The 19,190-nt window shown below is 73.4% G+C and carries 13 protein-coding genes and 1 tRNA gene; 9 read left to right on the top strand and 5 right to left on the bottom strand.

Annotated features, from left to right (window positions below; genetic code table 11):
• Nucleotides 1-19: 19 nt before the first annotated feature.
• On the top strand, nt 20-2,134 hold the full coding sequence (gene glgX / locus OG490_RS29040) for a glycogen debranching protein GlgX (RefSeq protein ID WP_330299220.1): 2,115 nt from the start codon (nt 20-22) through the stop codon (nt 2,132-2,134).
• Here the strand turns inward: glgX and OG490_RS29035 are convergent.
• Nucleotides 2,131-3,465, bottom strand: a complete 1,335-nt coding sequence (locus OG490_RS29035; RefSeq protein ID WP_330299219.1) for an MFS transporter — start codon at nt 3,463-3,465, stop codon at nt 2,131-2,133. The two genes, glgX and OG490_RS29035, sit on opposite strands and share 4 nt — an antisense overlap.
• Before the next feature lie 82 nt (nt 3,466-3,547).
• On the opposite strand from OG490_RS29035, the gene treY reads away from it, so the two are divergent.
• Both treY and OG490_RS29025 read left to right on the top strand, forming a co-directional pair.
• Nucleotides 3,548-5,884 (top strand): malto-oligosyltrehalose synthase, encoded by a 2,337-nt coding sequence (gene treY / locus OG490_RS29030; RefSeq protein ID WP_330299218.1) that lies wholly within the window; start codon nt 3,548-3,550, stop codon nt 5,882-5,884.
• Nucleotides 5,885-6,111: 227 nt separating this feature from the next.
• Nucleotides 6,112-7,434 carry a M14 family zinc carboxypeptidase gene (locus OG490_RS29025; RefSeq protein ID WP_330299217.1) on the top strand — a complete coding sequence of 441 codons (1,323 nt, stop codon included), beginning with the start codon at nt 6,112-6,114 and terminating at the stop codon, nt 7,432-7,434.
• Between the two features lie 33 nt (nt 7,435-7,467).
• Here OG490_RS29025 and OG490_RS29020 read toward each other — a convergent pair whose 3' ends face one another.
• Nucleotides 7,468-7,953, bottom strand: coding sequence for a GNAT family N-acetyltransferase (locus OG490_RS29020; RefSeq protein ID WP_330299216.1), 486 nt, complete (start codon nt 7,951-7,953; stop codon nt 7,468-7,470).
• Between the two features lie 111 nt (nt 7,954-8,064).
• The gene (locus tag OG490_RS29015) at nt 8,065-8,628 is read right to left on the bottom strand and encodes a DUF1707 and FHA domain-containing protein (RefSeq protein ID WP_330299215.1); all 564 of its coding nucleotides are present in this window, start codon (nt 8,626-8,628) and stop codon (nt 8,065-8,067) included.
• 143 nt (nt 8,629-8,771) lie between these two features.
• Here OG490_RS29015 and OG490_RS29010 point away from each other — a divergent pair, with 143 nt between their 5' ends.
• Nucleotides 8,772-9,974, top strand: a complete 1,203-nt coding sequence (locus tag OG490_RS29010) for an RNA-guided endonuclease InsQ/TnpB family protein (protein ID WP_330299214.1) — start codon at nt 8,772-8,774, stop codon at nt 9,972-9,974.
• Between the two features lie 150 nt (nt 9,975-10,124).
• A complete protein-coding gene (gene treZ, locus OG490_RS29005) occupies nt 10,125-11,888 on the top strand; it encodes a malto-oligosyltrehalose trehalohydrolase (protein WP_330299213.1) in 1,764 nt (587 codons plus the stop codon).
• 21 nt (nt 11,889-11,909) lie between these two features.
• Here the strand turns inward: treZ and OG490_RS29000 are convergent, their stop codons facing one another.
• Complete coding sequence (locus OG490_RS29000; RefSeq protein WP_330299212.1) at nt 11,910-13,031, bottom strand: aminopeptidase P family protein; 1,122 nt, start codon at nt 13,029-13,031, stop codon at nt 11,910-11,912.
• 195 nt (nt 13,032-13,226) lie between these two features.
• Nucleotides 13,227-14,381, bottom strand: a complete 1,155-nt coding sequence (locus OG490_RS28995; protein WP_330299211.1) for a heparan-alpha-glucosaminide N-acetyltransferase domain-containing protein — start codon at nt 14,379-14,381, stop codon at nt 13,227-13,229.
• Nucleotides 14,382-14,622: 241 nt separating this feature from the next.
• On the opposite strand from OG490_RS28995, the gene OG490_RS28990 reads away from it, so the two are divergent.
• The 4 genes from OG490_RS28990 to OG490_RS28975 all read left to right on the top strand — a co-directional run bounded on the left by OG490_RS28990 (nt 14,623) and on the right by OG490_RS28975 (nt 19,188).
• Nucleotides 14,623-14,695: transfer RNA gene (locus OG490_RS28990), tRNA-His, on the top strand.
• 225 nt (nt 14,696-14,920) lie between these two features.
• Entirely contained in the window at nt 14,921-16,063 is a 1,143-nt protein-coding gene (locus OG490_RS28985; RefSeq protein WP_330299210.1) for an alpha/beta hydrolase, read from the top strand.
• A 330-nt stretch (nt 16,064-16,393) separates the two neighbouring features.
• Nucleotides 16,394-18,475: an RICIN domain-containing protein gene (locus OG490_RS28980; RefSeq protein WP_330299209.1), complete on the top strand. Its 2,082-nt coding sequence runs from the start codon at nt 16,394-16,396 to the stop codon at nt 18,473-18,475.
• A gap of 95 nt (nt 18,476-18,570) precedes the next feature.
• Nucleotides 18,571-19,188: a hypothetical protein gene (locus tag OG490_RS28975; protein ID WP_330299208.1), complete on the top strand. Its 618-nt coding sequence runs from the start codon at nt 18,571-18,573 to the stop codon at nt 19,186-19,188.
• The last annotated feature ends 2 nt before the right edge of the window (nt 19,189-19,190 follow it).

Raw genomic sequence — 19,190 nt, 5'->3', positions numbered from 1 at the left:
AACGGAAGAGTCGCCATCCATGCAGGTCTGGCCGGGACACGCTTATCCGCTGGGCGCCACCTACGACGGCGCCGGCACCAACTTCGCGGTTTACTCGGAAGCCGCCCGCCGCATCGAACTGTGCCTGCTGCACGACGACGGCTCGGAGACCGCGGTCGAACTGCGCGAGACCGACGCCTTCGTCCGGCACGCCTACCTGCCCGGGGTGATGCCCGGCCAGCGCTACGGGTTCCGCGTGCACGGCCCGTACGAGCCCGAGCGCGGCCGCCGCTGCAACGCGGCGAAACTGCTCCTGGACCCCTACGCGCGGGCCATCGCCGGGAGCGTCGAATGGGGCGAGGAGGTGTACGGCTACCACTTCGGCCGCCCCGACTCCCGCAACGACCTGGACTCGGCACCCAAGAGCATGAGCTCGGTCGTGGTCAACCCGTACTTCGACTGGGCCAACGACCGGCCGCCGCGCCACGAGTACCACCACACCGTGCTCTACGAGGCCCACGTGAAGGGCCTGACCATGCGCCACCCGGACCTCCCCGAGGAGCTGCGCGGCACGTACGGGGCGCTGGCCCACCCGGCCGTGATCGGGCACCTCACCAAGCTGGGCGTCACCGCGCTGGAGCTGATGCCCGTCCACCAGTTCGTCAACGACCACCGCCTCGTCGACGACGGGCTCAGCAACTACTGGGGCTACAACACCATCGGCTTCTTCGCCCCGCACAACGGCTACGCCTCCGGCGACCGCGGCCAGCAGGTGCTGGAGTTCAAGTCGGCGGTCCGGGCCCTGCACGAGGCGGGGATCGAGGTGATCCTCGACGTGGTCTACAACCACACCGCCGAGGGCAACCACCTGGGCCCGACCCTCTCCTTCCGCGGGCTCGACAACGCCTCGTACTACCGGCTCGCGGACGATCCCCGGCACTACATGGACACCACCGGGACCGGGAACTCGCTGCTGATGCGCTCCCCGCACGTGCTCCAGCTGATCATGGACTCGCTGCGGTACTGGGTCACCGAGATGCACGTGGACGGCTTCCGCTTCGACCTGGCGGCCACCTTGGCCCGGCAGTTCCACGAGGTGGACCGACTGTCCTCGTTCTTCGACCTGGTGCAGCAGGATCCGGTGGTGAGCCAGGTCAAGCTGATCGCGGAGCCCTGGGACCTGGGCGAGGGCGGCTACCAGGTGGGCAACTTCCCTCCGCTGTGGACCGAGTGGAACGGGAAGTACCGGGACACGGTACGGGACCTCTGGCGCGGGCAGCCGCGCACGCTGGCCGAGTTCGCGGGGCGCCTCACGGGCTCCTCCGACCTCTACCAGGACGACGGGCGGCGCCCGCTGGCGTCGATCAACTTCACCACCTGCCACGACGGCTTCACGCTCAACGACCTGGTCTCGTACAACGAGAAGCACAACGAGGCCAACCGCGAGGGCAATCGGGACGGCGAGACCCACAACCGGTCCTGGAACTGCGGGGTGGAGGGTCCGACGGAGGACCCGGAGACGATGGAGCTGCGCGAGCGGCAGATGCGCAACTTCGCGGCCACGCTGATGCTTTCGCAGGGCGTGCCGATGATCAGCCACGGCGACGAGTTCGCCCGTACCCAGGCCGGCAACAACAACGCCTACTGCCAGGACAACGAGCTGTCCTGGGTGGAGTGGCCGGAGCCCGGCAAACCCGCGCCCGCCCTCCTGGAGTTCACCCGGCGGATGGTGTGGCTGCGGCGCGAGCACCCGGTGTTCCGGCGGCGCCGGTTCTTCCACGGCCGGCCGGTGGAGGGGACGCACGACGACCTCTCGGACATCGCCTGGTTCACCCCGCACGGCGAGGAGATGCGGGCCCGTGACTGGCAGGCGCAGCACGCGCGGGCGCTGGCGGTGTTCCTGAACGGGGAGGCGATCTCGGAGCCGGGCTCCCGCGGGGAGCGGATCACCGACGACTCGTTCCTGCTGATGTTCAACGCGGGTGCGGAACCACAGGACTTCACGGTCCCGGCCGGGCACGGCGCGCAGTGGCGCCTGGTCGTGGACACGGCGCGGGCGGATGTACTGCCACCCGGCACCGGGCCGCAGTATGCGGCCGGTGACCGGGTGACGCTGACAGGGCGGTGTCTGGTGGTGCTCCAGCGGCCCGCTTAGGCGACGCCCTCGAGGACGGGTTCGGCGGATCCGGACCGCGCGGCTGCGGACTGCGCGGTCGCGGATTCGGTGGATTCGGCGGATTCCGCGGGGACGGCCGGGGACTGGGCCACCGGGGTGTGCGTGCGGGCGGAGGGCACCCGGGTGACGAGGGCGAGGGTCAGGCACAGGGCGGCCGCCCCCACGGCCACCGCGAAGGCCGCGGAGGGCCCGTACCACTCGGCGAGCCGCCCGGAGACGGCCAGCGAGGCGGCCTGTCCGGCGACCAGCGAGCTGGCGGCGAAGGCCATCGACTCGGCGAGCCGGGAGGGCTCGACGACCCGCTCCGTGAGGGCGAAGGCGGTGATCAGGTGCGGGGCGTAGGCGGCCCCGAGCACGGTGACGACCACGTACAGCGGCCACAGGGTGTCGGTGAAGACCAGCGGCACGGAGAGCACGAGCGCGGCGGCGGTGGCCACCCGCCAGCGCAGCCGCAGCCCGAAGCGGGCGGGCAGCGCGCCGAGCGCGAGCCCGACGACGGCGCTGACCACGCCCATGCAGGCGTACACGATGCCGGCCTGGCCGGGGACGCCCAACTGTGCGGTGAGGGCGGCGATTCCGGCCTGGCAGCCACCGAACATGGCCCCCTGGAGGGCGAGCGAGCCCCGGACGGAGTAGACGACGCGCGGCGGCCGGACCCGGACCCGGCCCTTGTCCGTACGGAGCCTCGCGGGCGCACCGGCCGTGACGGCGGCGGTCGGGTGCAGGGCGAAGGCGGCGCCGAAGACGGCGACGAGTACGGCCGCGCCGCAGAGGGCGACGGCCGGGTGCGCGACGAGCGTGGCGAGACCGACGAGGGCGGGTCCGAAGACGAAGGAGACCTCGTCCAGGGTGCCTTCGAGCGAGTGGATGGCGCCCACGACGCTCTCGTCGGCCTTGGCCCGGTGGGCCAGGGCCACGGAGCGGGTACGGGCCAGCGGGCCGATCAGGGGTATGGAGGCGCCGGTGACGGCGCCGATCGCGGCGAGCGGGACGGTGGCGAGGCCGGTCAGTGCCCCGGCCACGAGGGCGGCGGTCGCGCAGGCGTTGACCGCGGCGGCGGCGAGCACCACCGGGCGCTGTCCGTGGCGGTCCGCGAGCCGTCCGAGGACGGGCCCGAAGATCACCTGTCCGGCGGAGAGGGTGCCGCCGACTATGCCGGCGGTGGCCAGGGAGCCGCTGGTCTCGGCGACGAGCAGAACGCTGCCGAATTGCGACATGGCGACGGGCAGTCGGGCGAGGAAGGAGAAGAGCGGGAGAAGGGGCCCGGTCAGGGCGATGACTTGACGATAGGTGTTGACGGTTCCAAACACTTGAGCAACGTTAACCCGGCGCAGTCACCCGGATGCATTGGGTAATGGCACGGAATCCCGCATCCTGGGTACGTACGTTCTCATGAGCCTGCCCGAGCGCACCGGTCCCGAATTCGGCCTAACGGAATCTGATATTCCGCCAGCCTTTACCCCGGCGTCGACCTACCGACTCCAACTCCGCCCCGAGTTCACCTTCACGGATGCGCGGGCAGCGGTACCGTACCTCGCCTCGCTCGGCGTATCGCACCTGCACCTCTCCCCCGTACTGGAGGCGGTCCCCGGGTCCTCCCACGGCTACGACGTCACCGACCACACCCGGGTCCGCACGGAGCTGGGCGGGGAGGACGGGCTGCGGGAGCTGTCCGCCGCGGCCCGCGCGCACGGGCTCGGGCTGGTGCTCGACATCGTGCCGAACCACATGGCGCTGCCGGCGCCGCTGCGGCTGAACCGGCCCCTGTGGGAGGTGGCACGCCAGGGTCCGCACTCCCCGTACGCACGCTGGTTCGACATCGACTGGGAGGCCGGCGGCGGCAAACTCATGCTGCCGGTGCTCGCGGCGCCCCTGGACCCGCGGGAGGCCAGGGTGGAGGGGCGGGACGGGCGCGACGGCGGGCGGGACGACGGCCCGCCCGGCGACCGGGGCGCCGTGCTGCGGATCGGGGATCTGGAGTTCCCGCTGCGGGAGGGCACGGCCCAACTGGACCCGGCGGAGCTGCTCGCCGCCCAGTGGTACCGCCCCGCGCACTGGCGCGAAGCCCGCACCGGCCTCAACTACCGCCGCTTCTTCACCATTTCCGAGCTGATCGGGGTCCGGGTCGAGGATCCCGAGGTCTTCGCGGCCACCCACGCCAAGGTGCTGGAGCTGGTCCGGGACGGGGTGGCCGAGGGGCTGCGGATCGACCACGTGGACGGCCTGGCGGATCCGGAGGGGTACCTGCGGCGGCTGCGGGCCGCCGTCGGCGGGGGCTGCTGGGTGGTGGTCGAGAAGATCCTGGCCCGCCACGAACGGCTGCCGACGGCCTGGCCCGTGGCCGGGACCACCGGCTACGACGCGCTCCACCAGGTGGACGGGGTGTTCACCGACCCGGCCGGGGCGGCCCGACTCGCCGCCGATTTCCGGGAGTCGACGGGGCAGCCGGAGTGGTCGCGGACCGCCCGGTCGAGCGCGCGGGAGGTCCTGACCGGCGACCTGGCCGCCGAACTCGCGACACTGGAACGACTAGCCGGCCCGGAACTGGCCGCAGCGGTACGGGAACTGCTGATCGCCTACCCCGTCTACCGGCCCTACCCCGGCGAACCGGAACTCGCGTCCACCGCCCTCGCGCAGGCCGCCGAGCGGGCCGGCGCGGACACGGTGGCGGGCGTACGGGACCTCGTGCTGCGGGATCCGGCCTTCGCGGCCCGCTTCGCCCAGACCTCGGCCGCGCTGCGCGCCAAGTCCCTGGAGGACAGGGCCTTCTACCGGTACGCACCGCTCCTGTCGGCCACGGAGGTCGGCGGGGATCCCGGGAACCCGGCCGTCACCGTGGCGGAGTTCCACGCGTACTGCGCCGAGCTGGCCCGGCTGTGGCCCGGCTCCGGGACGGTCCTGACCACGCACGACACCAAGCGCAGCGCGGACGTCCGGGCCCGGATCTCGGCACTGTCGCAGGACCCGGCCCTCGCGTCCGGTCCCGCCGGCCCGGATCCCCAACTCGGCTGGGTGGCCCGGCAGACGGCCCTCGGCCTGGGCGACGCCGGCCCGGAGCGCGCCGAACGGCTGGAACAGGCCCTGCTGAAGGCCGTCCGCGAAGCCGCCCTGCACACGAGCTGGACCGAGCAGGACCCGGCGTACGAGGCCACGGTGTCCGGCCACGTCCCGGCGGCCGCCCTGGAGCTGCCCGGACCGCTGGCGGCGGCGGCCCGCGCCAACCTGCTCGGCATGGCGCTGCTGCACCTGGCCATGCCCGGGGTGCCGGAGGTCTACCAGGGCGCCGAGACGGAGTACCGGGCCCTGGTCGATCCGGACAACCGCCGCCCCGCCGTCTTCCCCCGGGAGGCCCTGGCCCGCCTGGACGCGGGCTCCGCGCCCCGGGGCACGGCCGAGGAGAAGCTCGCGCTGACCGCCGCCCTGCTGCGGCTGCGCCGGAGCCGTCCCGGGCTGTTCGCCGGGTACGCCCCGCTCCCCGCCCGCGGCCCGGCGGCGGAACACTGCGTGGCCTTCGCCCGCTCCCCCGGCCTGGTGGCGGTGGCCACCCGCCTGTCGCACGTGCTCGCGGGGGCGGGAGGCTGGCGGGACACGGCCCTCGCGCTGCCGGCGGGGAGGTGGCGGATGCTGCCGGTGTTCGGGGCCGCGCGCGAAGCCCCGTACGAGGGCGCGATCCGGCTGGCCGGGCTGCTGGACCGGGCGCCCGTGGCCCTGCTGGTCCGGGAGGGCTAGGCCGTCTCTTTCGGATCTTGCCTGGTCCGCGCCGCCCGGCACCGCACCTCGCCGCGCTGCCGGGTCACCCGAGTACGTCCAGTACGCGGGTGACCCGGCAGCACGACGAGGCACGGCACCGGACGACGCGGACCCGACCGACAAGATCCGAAAGAGACGACCTAGGGGTGTTCGCCTGCGTGTCCGAACACGGCTATCCGGCGCTCCCCACGGGAATGGGATCACCTGTGACCCTCATCCGTGACATGTGCTACCCCACCCCCCACGAACTCGCCCTCGCCGCCCGCGCGCTCGCCGACGAACACCCCGCCCTCGTGCGCCTGCGCCAGGCCGGTACCTCCCGGGCCGGGGAGCCGCTCTGGGTGCTCTCGGTCGGACCCGCGACCGCCGAACCGGACGGAGAAGCGGACGGAGTACCGGCCGGAGCAGCGGACGGAGAAGCGGACGCCGGTGCCGATCCGCGCAACGTGCTCGTCGTCGCCGGTGCGCACGCCAACGAACCCGTCGGCGGCGCCACCGCCCTCGCGCTCGCCCGGCACCTGATCCGCGAGCCCGCCGCCACAGCCACCTGGCACTTCCTGCTCTGCGCCGACCCCGACGGCGCGGCCCTGCACCGCACGCCCCGCCCGTACTCGCTCCTCGACTACCACCGGAACTTCTTCCGGCCCCCCGGCCCCGAACAGCCCGAGTGGGCGCCGTCCTTACTGCCCCCGGACCGCCTCCCGCCGGAGACCCTCGCCCTCACCCGCCTCATCGACGAACTGCGGCCCGCCCTGCAGATCTCCCTGCACGGCACCGACCTCGGCGGTTCCTGGGTCCAGCTCACCCGGGACATACCCGGTCTCGCCGAACCCTTCGGCAAATCGGCCGCCGAGCTGCACATCCCGGTCGAGACCAGCGCCTCCGACGCGTCCGGCTGGCCCTCCCCCGGGGCGGGGATCTTCGTGATGCCCGATCCGGGGGCCGGGGCGGCCGGGGCGTTCCAGCCCGAGGACACCCGGCTCAGCACCTGGTACCACGCGCACCGCCACGCCGGTACGACCGCGATCGTCGAAGTGCCCATGTGGGCCTCGGACCTGGTGGACGATCCGGCCCCGCACCCCGACCCGCGCGGCGCCCTGCGCATGCTCGCCGCCCGGCTGACCGCCGACGCCGCGCGCGTGGCGGAGCTGCGCGAGGGCGCGGTCCGCGGTACGGATCCGGCCGCCGCGGCCCTGCTGCGCGCGGTGGACTGGACGCTCGCGCTGATCCCCGCGATCACCGTCGAGTGGACGGGCTCCGGAGCTCCGGCCGAGGCCACGGCGGCTTACATCGGGAGCATCGACGCCTTCGGCCGGCGGCTCTCGCTGCGTGCCGCCGCGATGCTGCTCCGGGTACTGCGCGCCCAGGGCCATCCGGCCGCGCCGGCCGTGGACCGGCTGGTCACCGGCTGGTGCGAGGAGTTCGCGGCCCGCTTCCAGGCCCGCTGGGTCCCGGTGGCCACCCAGGTGGAGCACCAGTCCCGGGTCGTCCTGGCGGCCTACGAGCGCCTCGTGGCGGCGACGGGATAGCCGGCCCGGCCGGCCGGCCGCGTACGGCAGCCGTCACGCACCCTCCACCGGCAGCGCGTACCTCCGCTTCGCCCGGCCCGTGGCCCCGAGCCGGTCGTAGAAGCGGATCGCGCCCTCGTTCCAGTCGGGCGTCTGCCACTCGACGTGCCCGAGGCCGAGCTCGCGGGCCAGGCCCTTCACGCCCTCCATCAGGGCGGCGCCGAGGCCGTGGCCGCGAGCTTCCTCGGCGAGGTAGAGGCAGTCCATGTGGAGGTAGTGCCGGGCGTCCCAGAAGGCGAATTCGGCCGAGCAGGCGGCGTACCCGGCGACTTCGCCGTCCGGGGTCTCGGCCAGCAGCACCCACAGCCGGGCGTCTTCGGCGAAGAGCTGTGCGCCGAGCCGGTCGGCGAGACCGGCCGGGCGGGGCGCGGACTTCTCGTACGCGACGTGCTCGCGGATCAGCTCGTCCAGCCGGGGCAGGTCCTCGGGACGGGCGGGCCGTACGACGGGTGCGGCAGCCGCCGCGGACGTGTGTTCCATGGGTGTCATCCTCACGCGCGGGGCGCGGGCGTGCTCCACCCGGGTGCCCGGCCCGATGCCACCGGGCTCATTCGCCCGGCCCACTCGTCCGGCCCACTCGCCCGGGACGCCTCAGCCCGCCGTCAACCGGAACGACATCCGCCCGAAGCCGATCTGGTCCCCGTCCCGCACCACGGCCGAGCCCGTCACCCGACGCCCGTTCACCGTGGTCCCGTTGGTCGAGCCGAGGTCCCTGACCACCCACACCCCGTCGCGCAGGCGGAGCTCGGCGTGCGCCCGGGACACCGTCTCGTGGTTGAGCCGCAGCCCGTTGCCCGGATCGCGGCCGATCCGCAACGCCCCCGCGCTCGGGTGCGGGAGCAGCAGCTTGGGCAGCTTCTCCACGGTCCAGGCCCGCCGCACGCCCACCCCGACGGCCGAGGCCCGCCCGACCCAGCCGAACAGCCGACGGGTCCAGGTGCCCTCGCCGACCTCCTCCGGCTCGAGGTCGGCGGTGAGCACGGCGAGCTCCTCGGAGCGCCGGGCGGCGAGGGCGAGTTCGATCCGGCGCACGAGGGTGTCGTGCGACAGCTTGCCCTGAGCCGCGCCCTCGCTGAGCTTGCTCAGCGCGTAGTCGCGCTCGGCATCGGAGAGCCGCGGCACGGGATAGGCGGAGAACTCGAAACTCGACGTCACAGGCTCTCTCCCAGGATGTTTCGGGGCTCCGCCGGGGGAGGAATGGGCTTTTGTATTCTAGGCGCAGAGCGCCTCGGTTCTCTTCGCACCTGTGGTGACCTGCGCTTTCTGGCGGTGTCAGTGGGCTCGGCTAGGTTCATCGCGTGACGGCGCCACAGAACACGGAAGAGACCGGGCATGTCCGGTATACCTACCGCGTGCGTGTGTCGTCGACCGCCCGGGCCAAGTTGTTGGGTGAGTGGGCGCGGTGTCGGTGGGTTTGGAACGAATGCGTAGCTCGATCAACGAAGGCTCGCACCGAGGACGAGAAGTGCGGTCCGGCCCGGCTGGACAAGATGTTGACCGGTGCGCGCACCGCGAATGCGTGGCTGCGGGAGGGTTCCTCTGTCCCTCAGCAACAGTTGGTACGCGACTTCGGGAAGTCCCGCACCAAGGCGTTGAAGGACATCAAGGCCCGGTTGCCGGTGCGGCAGCGGGCTGGAATGCCGAAGTACAAGAAGAGGAACGCGGCCCATCCGACGCTTAATTACACCCGGCGCGGCTTCCGGATCAAGGACGGCCGCCTGCACCTCGCGGGCGGCATCATCCTGACCGTGGTCTGGTCCCGCGACCTCCCGATGGACCCGTCGTCCGTGCGGATCTACCGCGACAGCCTCGGCCACTGGTACGCCTCCTTCGTCGTCCCCGCCGAAGCCCAGCCTCTGCCCGAGACCGGTGCCGTGATCGGGATCGACTGGGGCGTCAAGGAGACCGCGACCACCACTAGCGACGCCCACGACCTCCCGCACGCCGAGCACGGCAAGAGGGCCGCCGCCCGGCTCGCCCACTACCAGCGGATGATGGCCCGCCGGAAACCCGCGAAGGGCAAACCCGGTTCGAGGGGCTACCGGACGGCGAAGAGACTGACGGCGAAGCTCCACACGAAGGTGGCCCGGCAGCGCCGGGACACTGCCCGCAAGTGGGCGAAATCCGTGGTCCGCGACCACGACGCCCTCGCTGTCGAGGACTTCCACCCGAAGTTCCTCGCCAAGTCGACCATGGCACGTAAAGCGGCTGACGCCGCGATCTCCGCGACCAAACGCGAGCTGATCTCGATGGCGCGCAAGCACGGGCGCATCGTGCACCTTGTCCATCCCGCGCACACCACCATGGACTGCGCGCAGTGCGGAGCGAGAACCAAGCACGCACTACCTCTCTCAAAACGTACCTACACCTGCACCGCGTGCGGAGCCGTGTCCCCCAGGGACAAGAACTCCGCACACGTCATGCTGGTCCGGGCTGGTCTCAACCCGGCTGGTGCCGATCGCGTAAGACCTGGCAGCCCGCCGGGCCGCCAGGCTGCGTGAGCCAGGAATCCCCGCCCCTCGGGGCGGGGAGGATTCAAAGGGTGATTGTCGGCCCGTCAGGGGCAGAGTGTCCAGAACTCCTCCGCCGAGCCCGGGATGATGGCCCGGACACGCAGGTTGGGGTAGCGCCGCCAGACGAGGGGACCGTCCGTGCAGTTCGAAGTGTGGGCACCGCTGACAGGCCGGGTCGCCATGCGGCTCGACGAGGTCACGTACGAGATGGCGCGCGATCCGGAGCGCGACGGCTGGTGGGTCGTGGAGGCCCCGGCCGCCGACGGCTCCCGGTACGGGTTCCTGCTGGGCCATGCGGAGGACACCGGGGAACCCCTGCGGCCCGACCCGCGCGGGCGGCGCCTGCCCACCGGGCCCGAAGGCCACTCGGCGGTGGTCGACTTCGAGGCGCTCGCCCCCGAGGTCCCGGCCCCCTCGCCCCGCGTCCCGCTCCAGGACGCCGTCCTGTACGAGCTGCACATCGGCACCTTCACCCCCGAGGGCACCTTCGACGCGGCGGCCGCCCACCTCAACCACCTCACCGCCCTCGGCGTCACCCACGTCGAGCTGATGCCGGTCTGTTCCTTCCCCGGGCGGCACGGCTGGGGGTACGACGGGGTCGCGCCCTGGGCCGTGCACGAGCCGTACGGGGGTCCGGCCGGGCTGGTCCGGTTCGTGGAGGCTGCGCACACCGCCGGGCTGGGCGTGGTCCTGGACGTGGTCCACAACCACCTCGGCCCCTCCGGCAACCACCTCCCCGCCTTCGGCCCGTACTTCACCGACACCCACCACACCCCCTGGGGCTCGGCGGTGAACCTCGACGCGCCCGGCTCCGACGAGGTGCGCGCGTACCTCCTGGGCAGCGCCCTCGCCTGGCTGCGCGACTACCGGATCGACGGGCTGCGCCTGGACGCCGTGCACGCGCTCGTCGACGGGCGGGCCCTGTCCTTCCTGGAGGAACTGGCCGCGGCGGTGGACGAACTGGCCGCCGAGACCGGCCGTCCGCTCTTCCTGATCGCCGAGTCCGACCAGTGCGATCCGCGCACCACCACGCCCCGCGGCGCGGGTGGCCTGGGCCTGCACGCGCAGTGGAACGACGACTTCCACCACGCGCTGCACTGTGTGGTGACCGGCGAATCCCAGGCGTACTACGCGGACTTCGCCGAGGCCCCGATCGGCGCCCTCGCCAAGACCCTCACCCGGGCCTTCTTCCACGACGGGACCTGGTCCTCCTTCCGGGGCCGCCACCACGGCCGTCCGCTGGACCGCGGCCGCACCCCCGCGCACCGGTTCCTCGGCTACACCCAGACCCACGACCAGATCGGCAACCGGGCGGTGGGCGACCGGCTCGCGGCCTCCGTCTCCCCGGGGCTGCTGGCGTGCGCGGCGACGGTGGCGCTGACCGGGCCGTTCGTGCCGATGCTGTTCATGGGCGAGGAGTGGGGCGCGGGCACGCCCTGGCAGTACTTCACCGACCATCCCGACCCGGAGCTCGCCGAGGCCGTACGGACGGGCCGGCGCCGGGAGTTCGCGGCGCACGGCTGGAAGCCGGAGGAGATCCCCGATCCCCAGGACCCGGCCACCCGCGAGCGCTCCTGCCTGGACTGGACCGAGCCCGGGCGGCCGCCGCACGCCCGCCTGCTGGACTGGTACCGCACCCTGGTCACCCTCCGGCGCACCCACCCGGACCTGCGCGATCCCGATCTGGCGTCGGTCCGGGTGGCCCACGACGAGGAGCGGCGCTGGCTGACCTTCCGCCGGGGTGACATCCGCGTGGTGGTGAACTTCGCCGCGGAGCCCGTCACGGTCGCCCTGGGCCGCAACGGCGTACGGGTGCTGGCCGCCTGGCTCCCGGTGGACCACCCCGACTCAGCCGGACGCGTCCGCGTACCGGCCGAATCGGCGGTGGTCCTGGGCCATTAGGCCCGCCGGGCCGCCCGGGGCCTATTCGACGATGGCCATTTCCCGCGAGGCGTTGTTGAAGCTGCGGCAGCCGTTCTCGGTGACGGTGATGATGTCCTCGATGCGGACGCCGAAGCGGCCGGGGAGGTAGATGCCGGGCTCCACCGAGAAGCACATGCCGGGCACGAGGGGCTGTTCCTCGCCCTCGACCATGTACGGGGGCTCGTGCGTGGTGACTCCGATGCCGTGGCCGGTGCGGTGGATGAACTGCTCGCCGTAGCCGAACTCGGTGATCACCGCGCGGGCCGCCCGGTCCACGTCCTGGCAGGCGGCTCCCGGCCGGGCCGCCGCCACGCCCGCCAGCTGGGCCTCGCGGACGATGTCGTGGACGCGCTGCTCCTCGTCGGTGGGCTCGCCGACGTGGACGGTGCGGGAGATGTCGGAGCCGTAGCCGTCCTTGAGGCCGCCGAAGTCGAGGACGATCATGTCCCCGTTCCGGATCACCCGGTCGCCGGCCTCGTGGTGCGGGTTGGCGCCGTTGGGCCCGGAGCCGACGATGGCGAAGTCGACCTGGGAGTGCCCGTGGACGCGCAGCAGCGCCGTCAGGTCGTCGGACACGTCGCTCTCGCGGCGGCCGGCGAAGGGGACGTGCAGGATCTGCGCGTACGCGGCGTCCGCCGCCTCTCCGGCCGCCGCGAGCCGGGCCAGTTCGCGCTCGTCCTTGACCGCGCGCAGCATGGGCAGGGCGTCGGACAGCGCGGCGTACGAGGTCGTCGGCAAATCCCGCTGGATGCCCAGCAGGTGCAGCGCCCAGGTGTTGTCGCTGACCCCGAAGCGGCCGGTCACGTCGAGCAGCGGTGAGGTCACGGTGTACGGGTTCTTCCCGTCGGCCCAGTCGCGCAGGGTCAGCGCGGCCGCCCCGGGCGCCTTCGCCGCGTCGGGGGCCTCCAGCGCGGGGACGACGAGGACGGGGTCCTGGCCGGCGGCGAGGACGAGCAGGGTCAGCCGCTCGGTGTCGACCGGCCGGTATCCGGTGAGGTGGGCGAGGTCGGGCCCGGGGGAGATCAGCAGGCCGGCCAGCCCGGCGTCGGCGGCGGCCTCCGCGGCGGCGGCCATCCGGGCTGCGTAGTCGGCGGCCGTGAAGGGTTCGGAGTCGTGGTCCATACCCGGGATCCTGCCGCGCTCCGCCCGGCGATGGCAGGGGCCGCGCCGATCGGCTCCGCCCCGGCCCGGCGCGGAGCCCTGCGGGGCTTGTCCCCTACCCGCCCCTTCGCCCGTTCCCTGGGCTCTGCCCAGACCCGCGCTTGCCCGGGGAACGGTGGAAGGGCGGGTAGGGGACAAGCCCCGCAGGGGTCCCGGTCACGCCGGGGTCACCGCCCGCAGCGCCCACTCCAGCGGCCCGCGCCGCAGCTCCGTACCGCGCAGGAGCCGGCTCCAGACCAGGCACCCGCTCACGGCGGCGGCCGAGAAGACGGCCAAGGCTTCCCATCCGCTCCAGCCCCGCAGGAACAGCGCCAGCGCGAGCGCATGCACCACGTATACCGACAGGGCCATCGCCCCGACCGCGGCGAGCGGCCGCAGCGCCTTCGCCACCCACCCGGCGGCCCCCGCGGCGAGGGCCAGCGAGCCGATGAGGGCGGCGCCGACCCCGGCGTTGCCGAGGGTCTCCAGCGGGGTCTGGCTGTAGGGGCTGGCCAGCAGCATCCAGTCCCAGGAGGTGCTGGGGACGGCCCCGAACTGCTCGCCCAGCACCGCGGCGACCGGGTCGGGCTCCGCCATCGCCCAGGGGTGCTCGCGGGCGACGGCCCGCAGCAGTGCTTCGCTCCGGCCCCCGGGGCCGAGGGCGAGCCAGGAGGCTCCGTACCCGAGGACGGCGGCCGCCGCCCCGGCGCCGGTGAGCAGCCGGAGCGAGCGCTTGCCGCGCAGGTCGGCGAGGCGGCCGAGGGCCATGCCGACCAGGATGTACGGGAAGTAGGTGAGCAGCGGGTACGCGCCCGAGAGCAGCAGGTCGCGCGCGGTCTCCCCGGCTCCGGCCCAGCTCGTCAGGGAGGCCGGGACCGGGGTGGCTCCGCGCCCGCCGGTGCGCAGCCCGAGGGCCTGGCCCAGGGCGTAGGAGAGGACCGGGCCCAGGACCACGGCGGCCCCGGCGGTGGCGGCCAGGGTGCGGGTGCGCAGCCGGGTGAAGGGCTCGGCGGCCAGGAAGTAGACGGCGTAGAAGGCCAGGATCACGAGGATCCCGGGCGAGAGCGCGGCGAGGAGCAGGCCCAGCGCGGCGAGGATCGCGCAGCGGGTCAAGGTGGCCCGCAGCGGCGGCGGTTCGGTGGCGCGGGAGCGGGCCAGCGCGAGGGAGAAGCCCGCTATGAGGGTGAAGACGGCGGGGGCGCGGCCGTCGGCGGCCACGAGCAGCCAGCCGGCGCCGTCGGGGACGGGCGGCGGGCCGACGTGGACGGCGAACATGCCGAGGACGGCTGCGCCGCGGGCCGCGTCCAGGCCGGTCAGTCGGTTTGATCCCATATGGGTATGGAGGGCGATCGGGGCGGCGGGGTTGCCTGCCGGGGCCGATGGGCCCGGGTCGATGGGCCCGGGCGGATCGAGGGCGGGCGGATCCGGGCTCGGGGGATGCTCGAGGCGGGCGGCCGGCGCGGTGGCGTCGTACGAGGTCACGCGCCCTCGCCCGATAAGGCGTCGCGGGAGCACCCCGCTGATCGGCTATGCTGTGCATGCACATCGAACGGGTGGTCCGCCGCCCGTCGTGGTGGGTGTAGCTCAGTTGGTAGAGCACCTGGTTGTGGTCCAGGTGGCCGCGGGTTCAAGTCCCGTCACTCACCCTGTTGATCCCGTGGGGGGTACGAGGTTTCCTCGTACCCCCCACGGGTTTTTTGTATCCCCGCACCCTGCGCCGCGGCCGCGTCCCGCCCGGCGATCACTGCGGCCTCCCGGGCGGCCTGGCAGGATCAACGGTATGAAAAGCGACATCCGGGTCCTGATTGCCGACGACCGGGACACGGCCGCCGCCCCGCGCGGCCCGGTCGGCTGACCCGGGCCCGGCGTCCGTGTCCACGTGGCTGTCCATCAACGGTCTCGCGGTGCTGCTGCTCACCGTCCTCCTGTCGGCCGCGGCGTTCGCGGGCACGGTGTGGGTGTGGCCCCGGCTCGCGGGGCGCGGGGTGCGGCCGGTGCTGGGCCGGGCCGGGCTCCAGCTGACGGTCATGCTGACGATGGCGGCGCCGCTGCTGCTCGCGGTGAACTCCTCGTACGGCTTCTACAGCTCCTGGCGCGACCTGCTGTCCCTCCAGCGCGAGGAGCCGGCGCCCGCGGGGACGGACCCCGCGGGGCAGGACGGGCTGCTGGTGCGCAGTACGCACTCCTGGCGCCACGGCGGCTCGGACGACCCGGCGGTGATCGGCCGGATCGAGGCGGTCACGGTGCGCGGGCCGCGCAGCGGGCTGTCGGCGCAGGCGTACGTGTACCTCCCGCCGCAGTACCTGAACGCGACGGCCGAGCGGCGTGCGGAGTTCCCCGTGGTGCTGGCGCTGAGCGGGTTCCCGAGCACGACGCGGGTGCTGATCGACCTGTTCCGGTATCCGCAAGTGGCGCTGGACGCGGTACGGGAGGGGAAGATGCGGCCGGCGGTGCTGGTGCTGACCACTCCGACGGTGGCACCGCCCCGGGACACGGAGTGCGTGGACGTGCCGGGCGGGCCCCGGGTGGAGACCTTCTTCGCGGAGGACCTGCGGGCGGCGACGGCCGCGCACTACGGCCTCACGCGCGACCCCCGGGGATGGGGCGTGATGGGCAACTCGGTGGGCGGGTACTGCGCGCTGAAGCTGGCCCTGCGCAAGCCGGAGGCGTACGGGGCGGCGGCCGGACTCTCGGCCTCGTACGAGGCGGCGCGGGATGCGGACACCGGCGACCTGTTCGGCGGCGACGCGCGACACCGGCGGGAGAACGACCTGCTGTGGCGGCTGCGGAACCTGCCGCAGCCCCCGGTGTCCCTGCTGGTGGCGAGCAGCCGCAAGGGCGAGCACCAGTACCCGCAGACGCTGGAGTTCATCGAGGCGGTGCGCCCGCCCGCCCGGATCTCGTCGATCATCCTGGCGAGCGGCGGGCACAACTACGAGACATGGGGGCGAGAAGTGCCGCCCGCGCTCGTGTGGTTGGTGGGCCGGCTGGCTCCGGGTGACGGCGGGTCATGAGGACGCACCGCCGGTCACGGCGTTTCGTGACGGGTCGTGACGGACTCAATTCGACAGGTAGTAATTAGATGAATCCCCGACTAAATTCCCGTCAATAAACCCTTCTCGATTATTTCGATTTGATAACTACGCCGCATCAAAGGCCTGGACCTTCACCTCAAGAGAAGCTCAATTACCTTGATTTCACGGGCAATTGAGTGTTCGTCAAATCAGACGGACAGGTAACGGAATGATTTCTTGAGGCGCACTCCCGTTTGTCCGAATTCTCCGCCGCATCCGTCTGGCAGGCTTCCGCGCACCCAGTCACTCCGATCACGAGTTGAGGTGCGCATGACAGGACGACGCAGACGGCGGGAACACCGGCGCAGACCACGCCGGTTCATACTTCTCACCGCCGCCACCGCCACGGCGGCGGTCATCGCCGCCGGCATCGCCTACTCCGGAATCGGCGACGGCGCCCAGGCCGCGGCGCCCGCCCAGGCCTCGGGAGCCGCCGCGGACGCCGCACCGGCCGCCGCCCCCGCACGCGACCAGGAACCGGACCCCCTCGCCGGCGCACCCGCCAACGACGACGGGCGCGGCATGATCTACGACGGGCTGCAGCCCGCCCCGAAGGGCGACCGGTGCGTCGGCGTCTACCGCACCGGAACCGGCCTGTGCACCCACGGCCCCGACGCACCGCCCACCGGCGTGGACATCAAGAAGGACATCGCCCCCGCCGTCGCCGCCAAGGCAGCGGCCGCCGATCCGGCCCGCCCCGCGGCCGAGGACCCGGCACCCGCCCAGGACGGCGGGCGCCCTCAGGACGCGCCCGCCGCCGACGCCGGGGCCGCGAAGACCGGCGCCGCCGCACCCGGGCCCTCGGCCGCCACCACGGCCGTAGCCGCGGGCCCCGCGGGCCAGACCGTCCAGTGCGACGGCGACGGCAGCACCGGAAACCGCGTCCAGGTCGCGTACGTCCACGGCCCCGGCCGGGACCGCTACTCGGAGTACGCGGCCTCGTTCCGCAAGTGGGCGGCCGATGCCGACCTCATCTACGCGACGAGCGCCCAGGAAACGGGCGGCATCCGCCACATCCGCTACGTGACGGCCGCCGACTGCACGCCGACCGTGCTCGACATCGAACTCCCCGACGCGGCCCTGTCCGAATTCAGCGCCACCAACGCCGCACTCGCCGCGAAGGGCCTGGACCGCCGGGACCGCAAGTACATGCTGTTCGCCGACACCCAGGTCTACTGCGGCATCGGCACCTTCAACGGCGACGAGCGGCCCGGCCAGGGCAACCAGAGCAACTTCGGCCCCTCCTACGGGCGTACGGACTCCGGCTGCTGGGGCGGCCACACCGCCGCGCACGAACTCGGCCACAACCTGGGCGCGGTCAACAACAGCGCCCCGAACACCAGCCGCGGCGCCCACTGCACCGACGAGTTCGACGTCATGTGCTACTCGGACACCCCGTACTACCCGCAGATGCGCAACGTCTGCACCAACCAGGCCTCCGAGAACATCCTGGACTGCAACCACGACGACTACTTCCACACCAGCCCGAAGCCCGGCAGCTACCTGGCCACGCACTGGAACATCGCCGACAACCAGTTCCTGATGCGCGACAACGGCGGAGGCGGCACCGGCCCCGACCCGAAGCCGACCCCGACGCCGACCCCCACCAACAAGCCGACTCCCACGCCGACTCCGACTCCCACACCGACCAAGAAGCCCACCGGCGGACCGGCCGTGACGGCTGGTCAGATCCGGTCCGACTCCGCCGTGGTGAGCTGGCCCAAGGTCGAAGGCGCCGCCTGGTACCAAGTCATGCTGGGTGGCAAGCACTTGACATGGACCCAGTCCCCGGTGCTGCGCATCTACAACCTGCGGCCGGGCACCTCGTACTCCGTCTCCGTATCCGTCCGCGACACCGCGGGCCGGGACAGCGGCGCCGGCCGGGCCACGACCTTCCGCACCCTGCGCACGGACGGCGGCGCGACCACCCCCGGCATCCGCTACCTGCTCGGCAACGGCAGCACCGGCATGGCCGCCGAGCTGTGGGGCGGCCGCGACGCCGACGGGACCGTGCTCGTCGGGTCCCCCGCCAACGGCTACGCGCAGCAGCAGTGGTACTTCGACGACGCGGGCGGCGGGCTGGTCCGCATCCGCTCCGCGGCCTCCGGCAAGTGCCTGCAGCCGGGCGGCGCACCCGCCGACGGCATGTGGGTCGCGCAGCGGCCCTGCGGCTCGGACGCCGCCCAGTCCTGGCGGCTGACCTCCCGCGACGGCGCGGTGACCGTCACCGACCCGGGCGGCGGCTTCGCCCTGACCGTGGGCAACCGCCCCTACTACGGGACCCGGTTGCTGGAACTCCGGCACGCCGACGGCGGCACGGGCCAGCTGTGGACCGTACAGAAGACCGGCTGACCGGCTGAGCGACCCCCCGACCGACCCGGCGGACGGCCGCGCCCCGCGGCCGTCCGCCGGCCCCTCACCCCACCCGGAGCACTGCCACGATGCACATGAGAACCGCTTTCCCGACCTCCCGGGCCTCGCTGGCCTCACTGGCCTCACTGGGCGCACTCGGCCTGGTCCTGCTGGCCCCCGCCGCGGCCCGTGCCCACGGCGACACCGTGAAGGTGGTGGTCACCGGCGAGCGCGCCGGCCACGTCACCGCCGACGTCACCTGGGAGAACGACGGGGAGGCCGTCGACTCCGCGGTCGCCGCCACCGTGAACGCGGTCAGCGGCGACGGCGCCCATACCCTCGGCCCCTGGCGCCTGGTCCGCGATCCGGCCGCGCCGCCGGCCGGGTGGAGCACCGCCGAGACGCTGCCGCCCGGGTCCTGGAAGGTGAGCGTGGACGTCGGTTTCCCGGCGCTGGGCCACGGCGAGCGCGAGGTGGCCGTACCCGTGGTGGATCCCGCCCCGCCCACCGCCTCGCCGACGGCCGCCGCCCCCGGCAGCGAGTCGCCGACGCCCCGCACAGCGGCTTCCACGCCCACTCCGGCGCCCGCCCCCGAGCCCGGCGCCGCGCGGGGCGGCGCCGCCTGGTGGACGGTGGCCGGCGTGGCCGTGACCGCCCTGGTCGGCGCGGCGGTCGGCATACTGCTGCGCCGCCGCAGGGCCCGCCGGGGCTAGGC

Source organism: Streptomyces sp. NBC_00503 (assembly GCF_036346895.1).
In the GTDB taxonomy this organism is placed as follows: domain Bacteria; phylum Actinomycetota; class Actinomycetes; order Streptomycetales; family Streptomycetaceae; genus Streptomyces.
The sequence above is the reverse complement of the archived record's forward strand: the minus strand, read 5'-3'. Positions and strand labels throughout refer to the sequence as shown.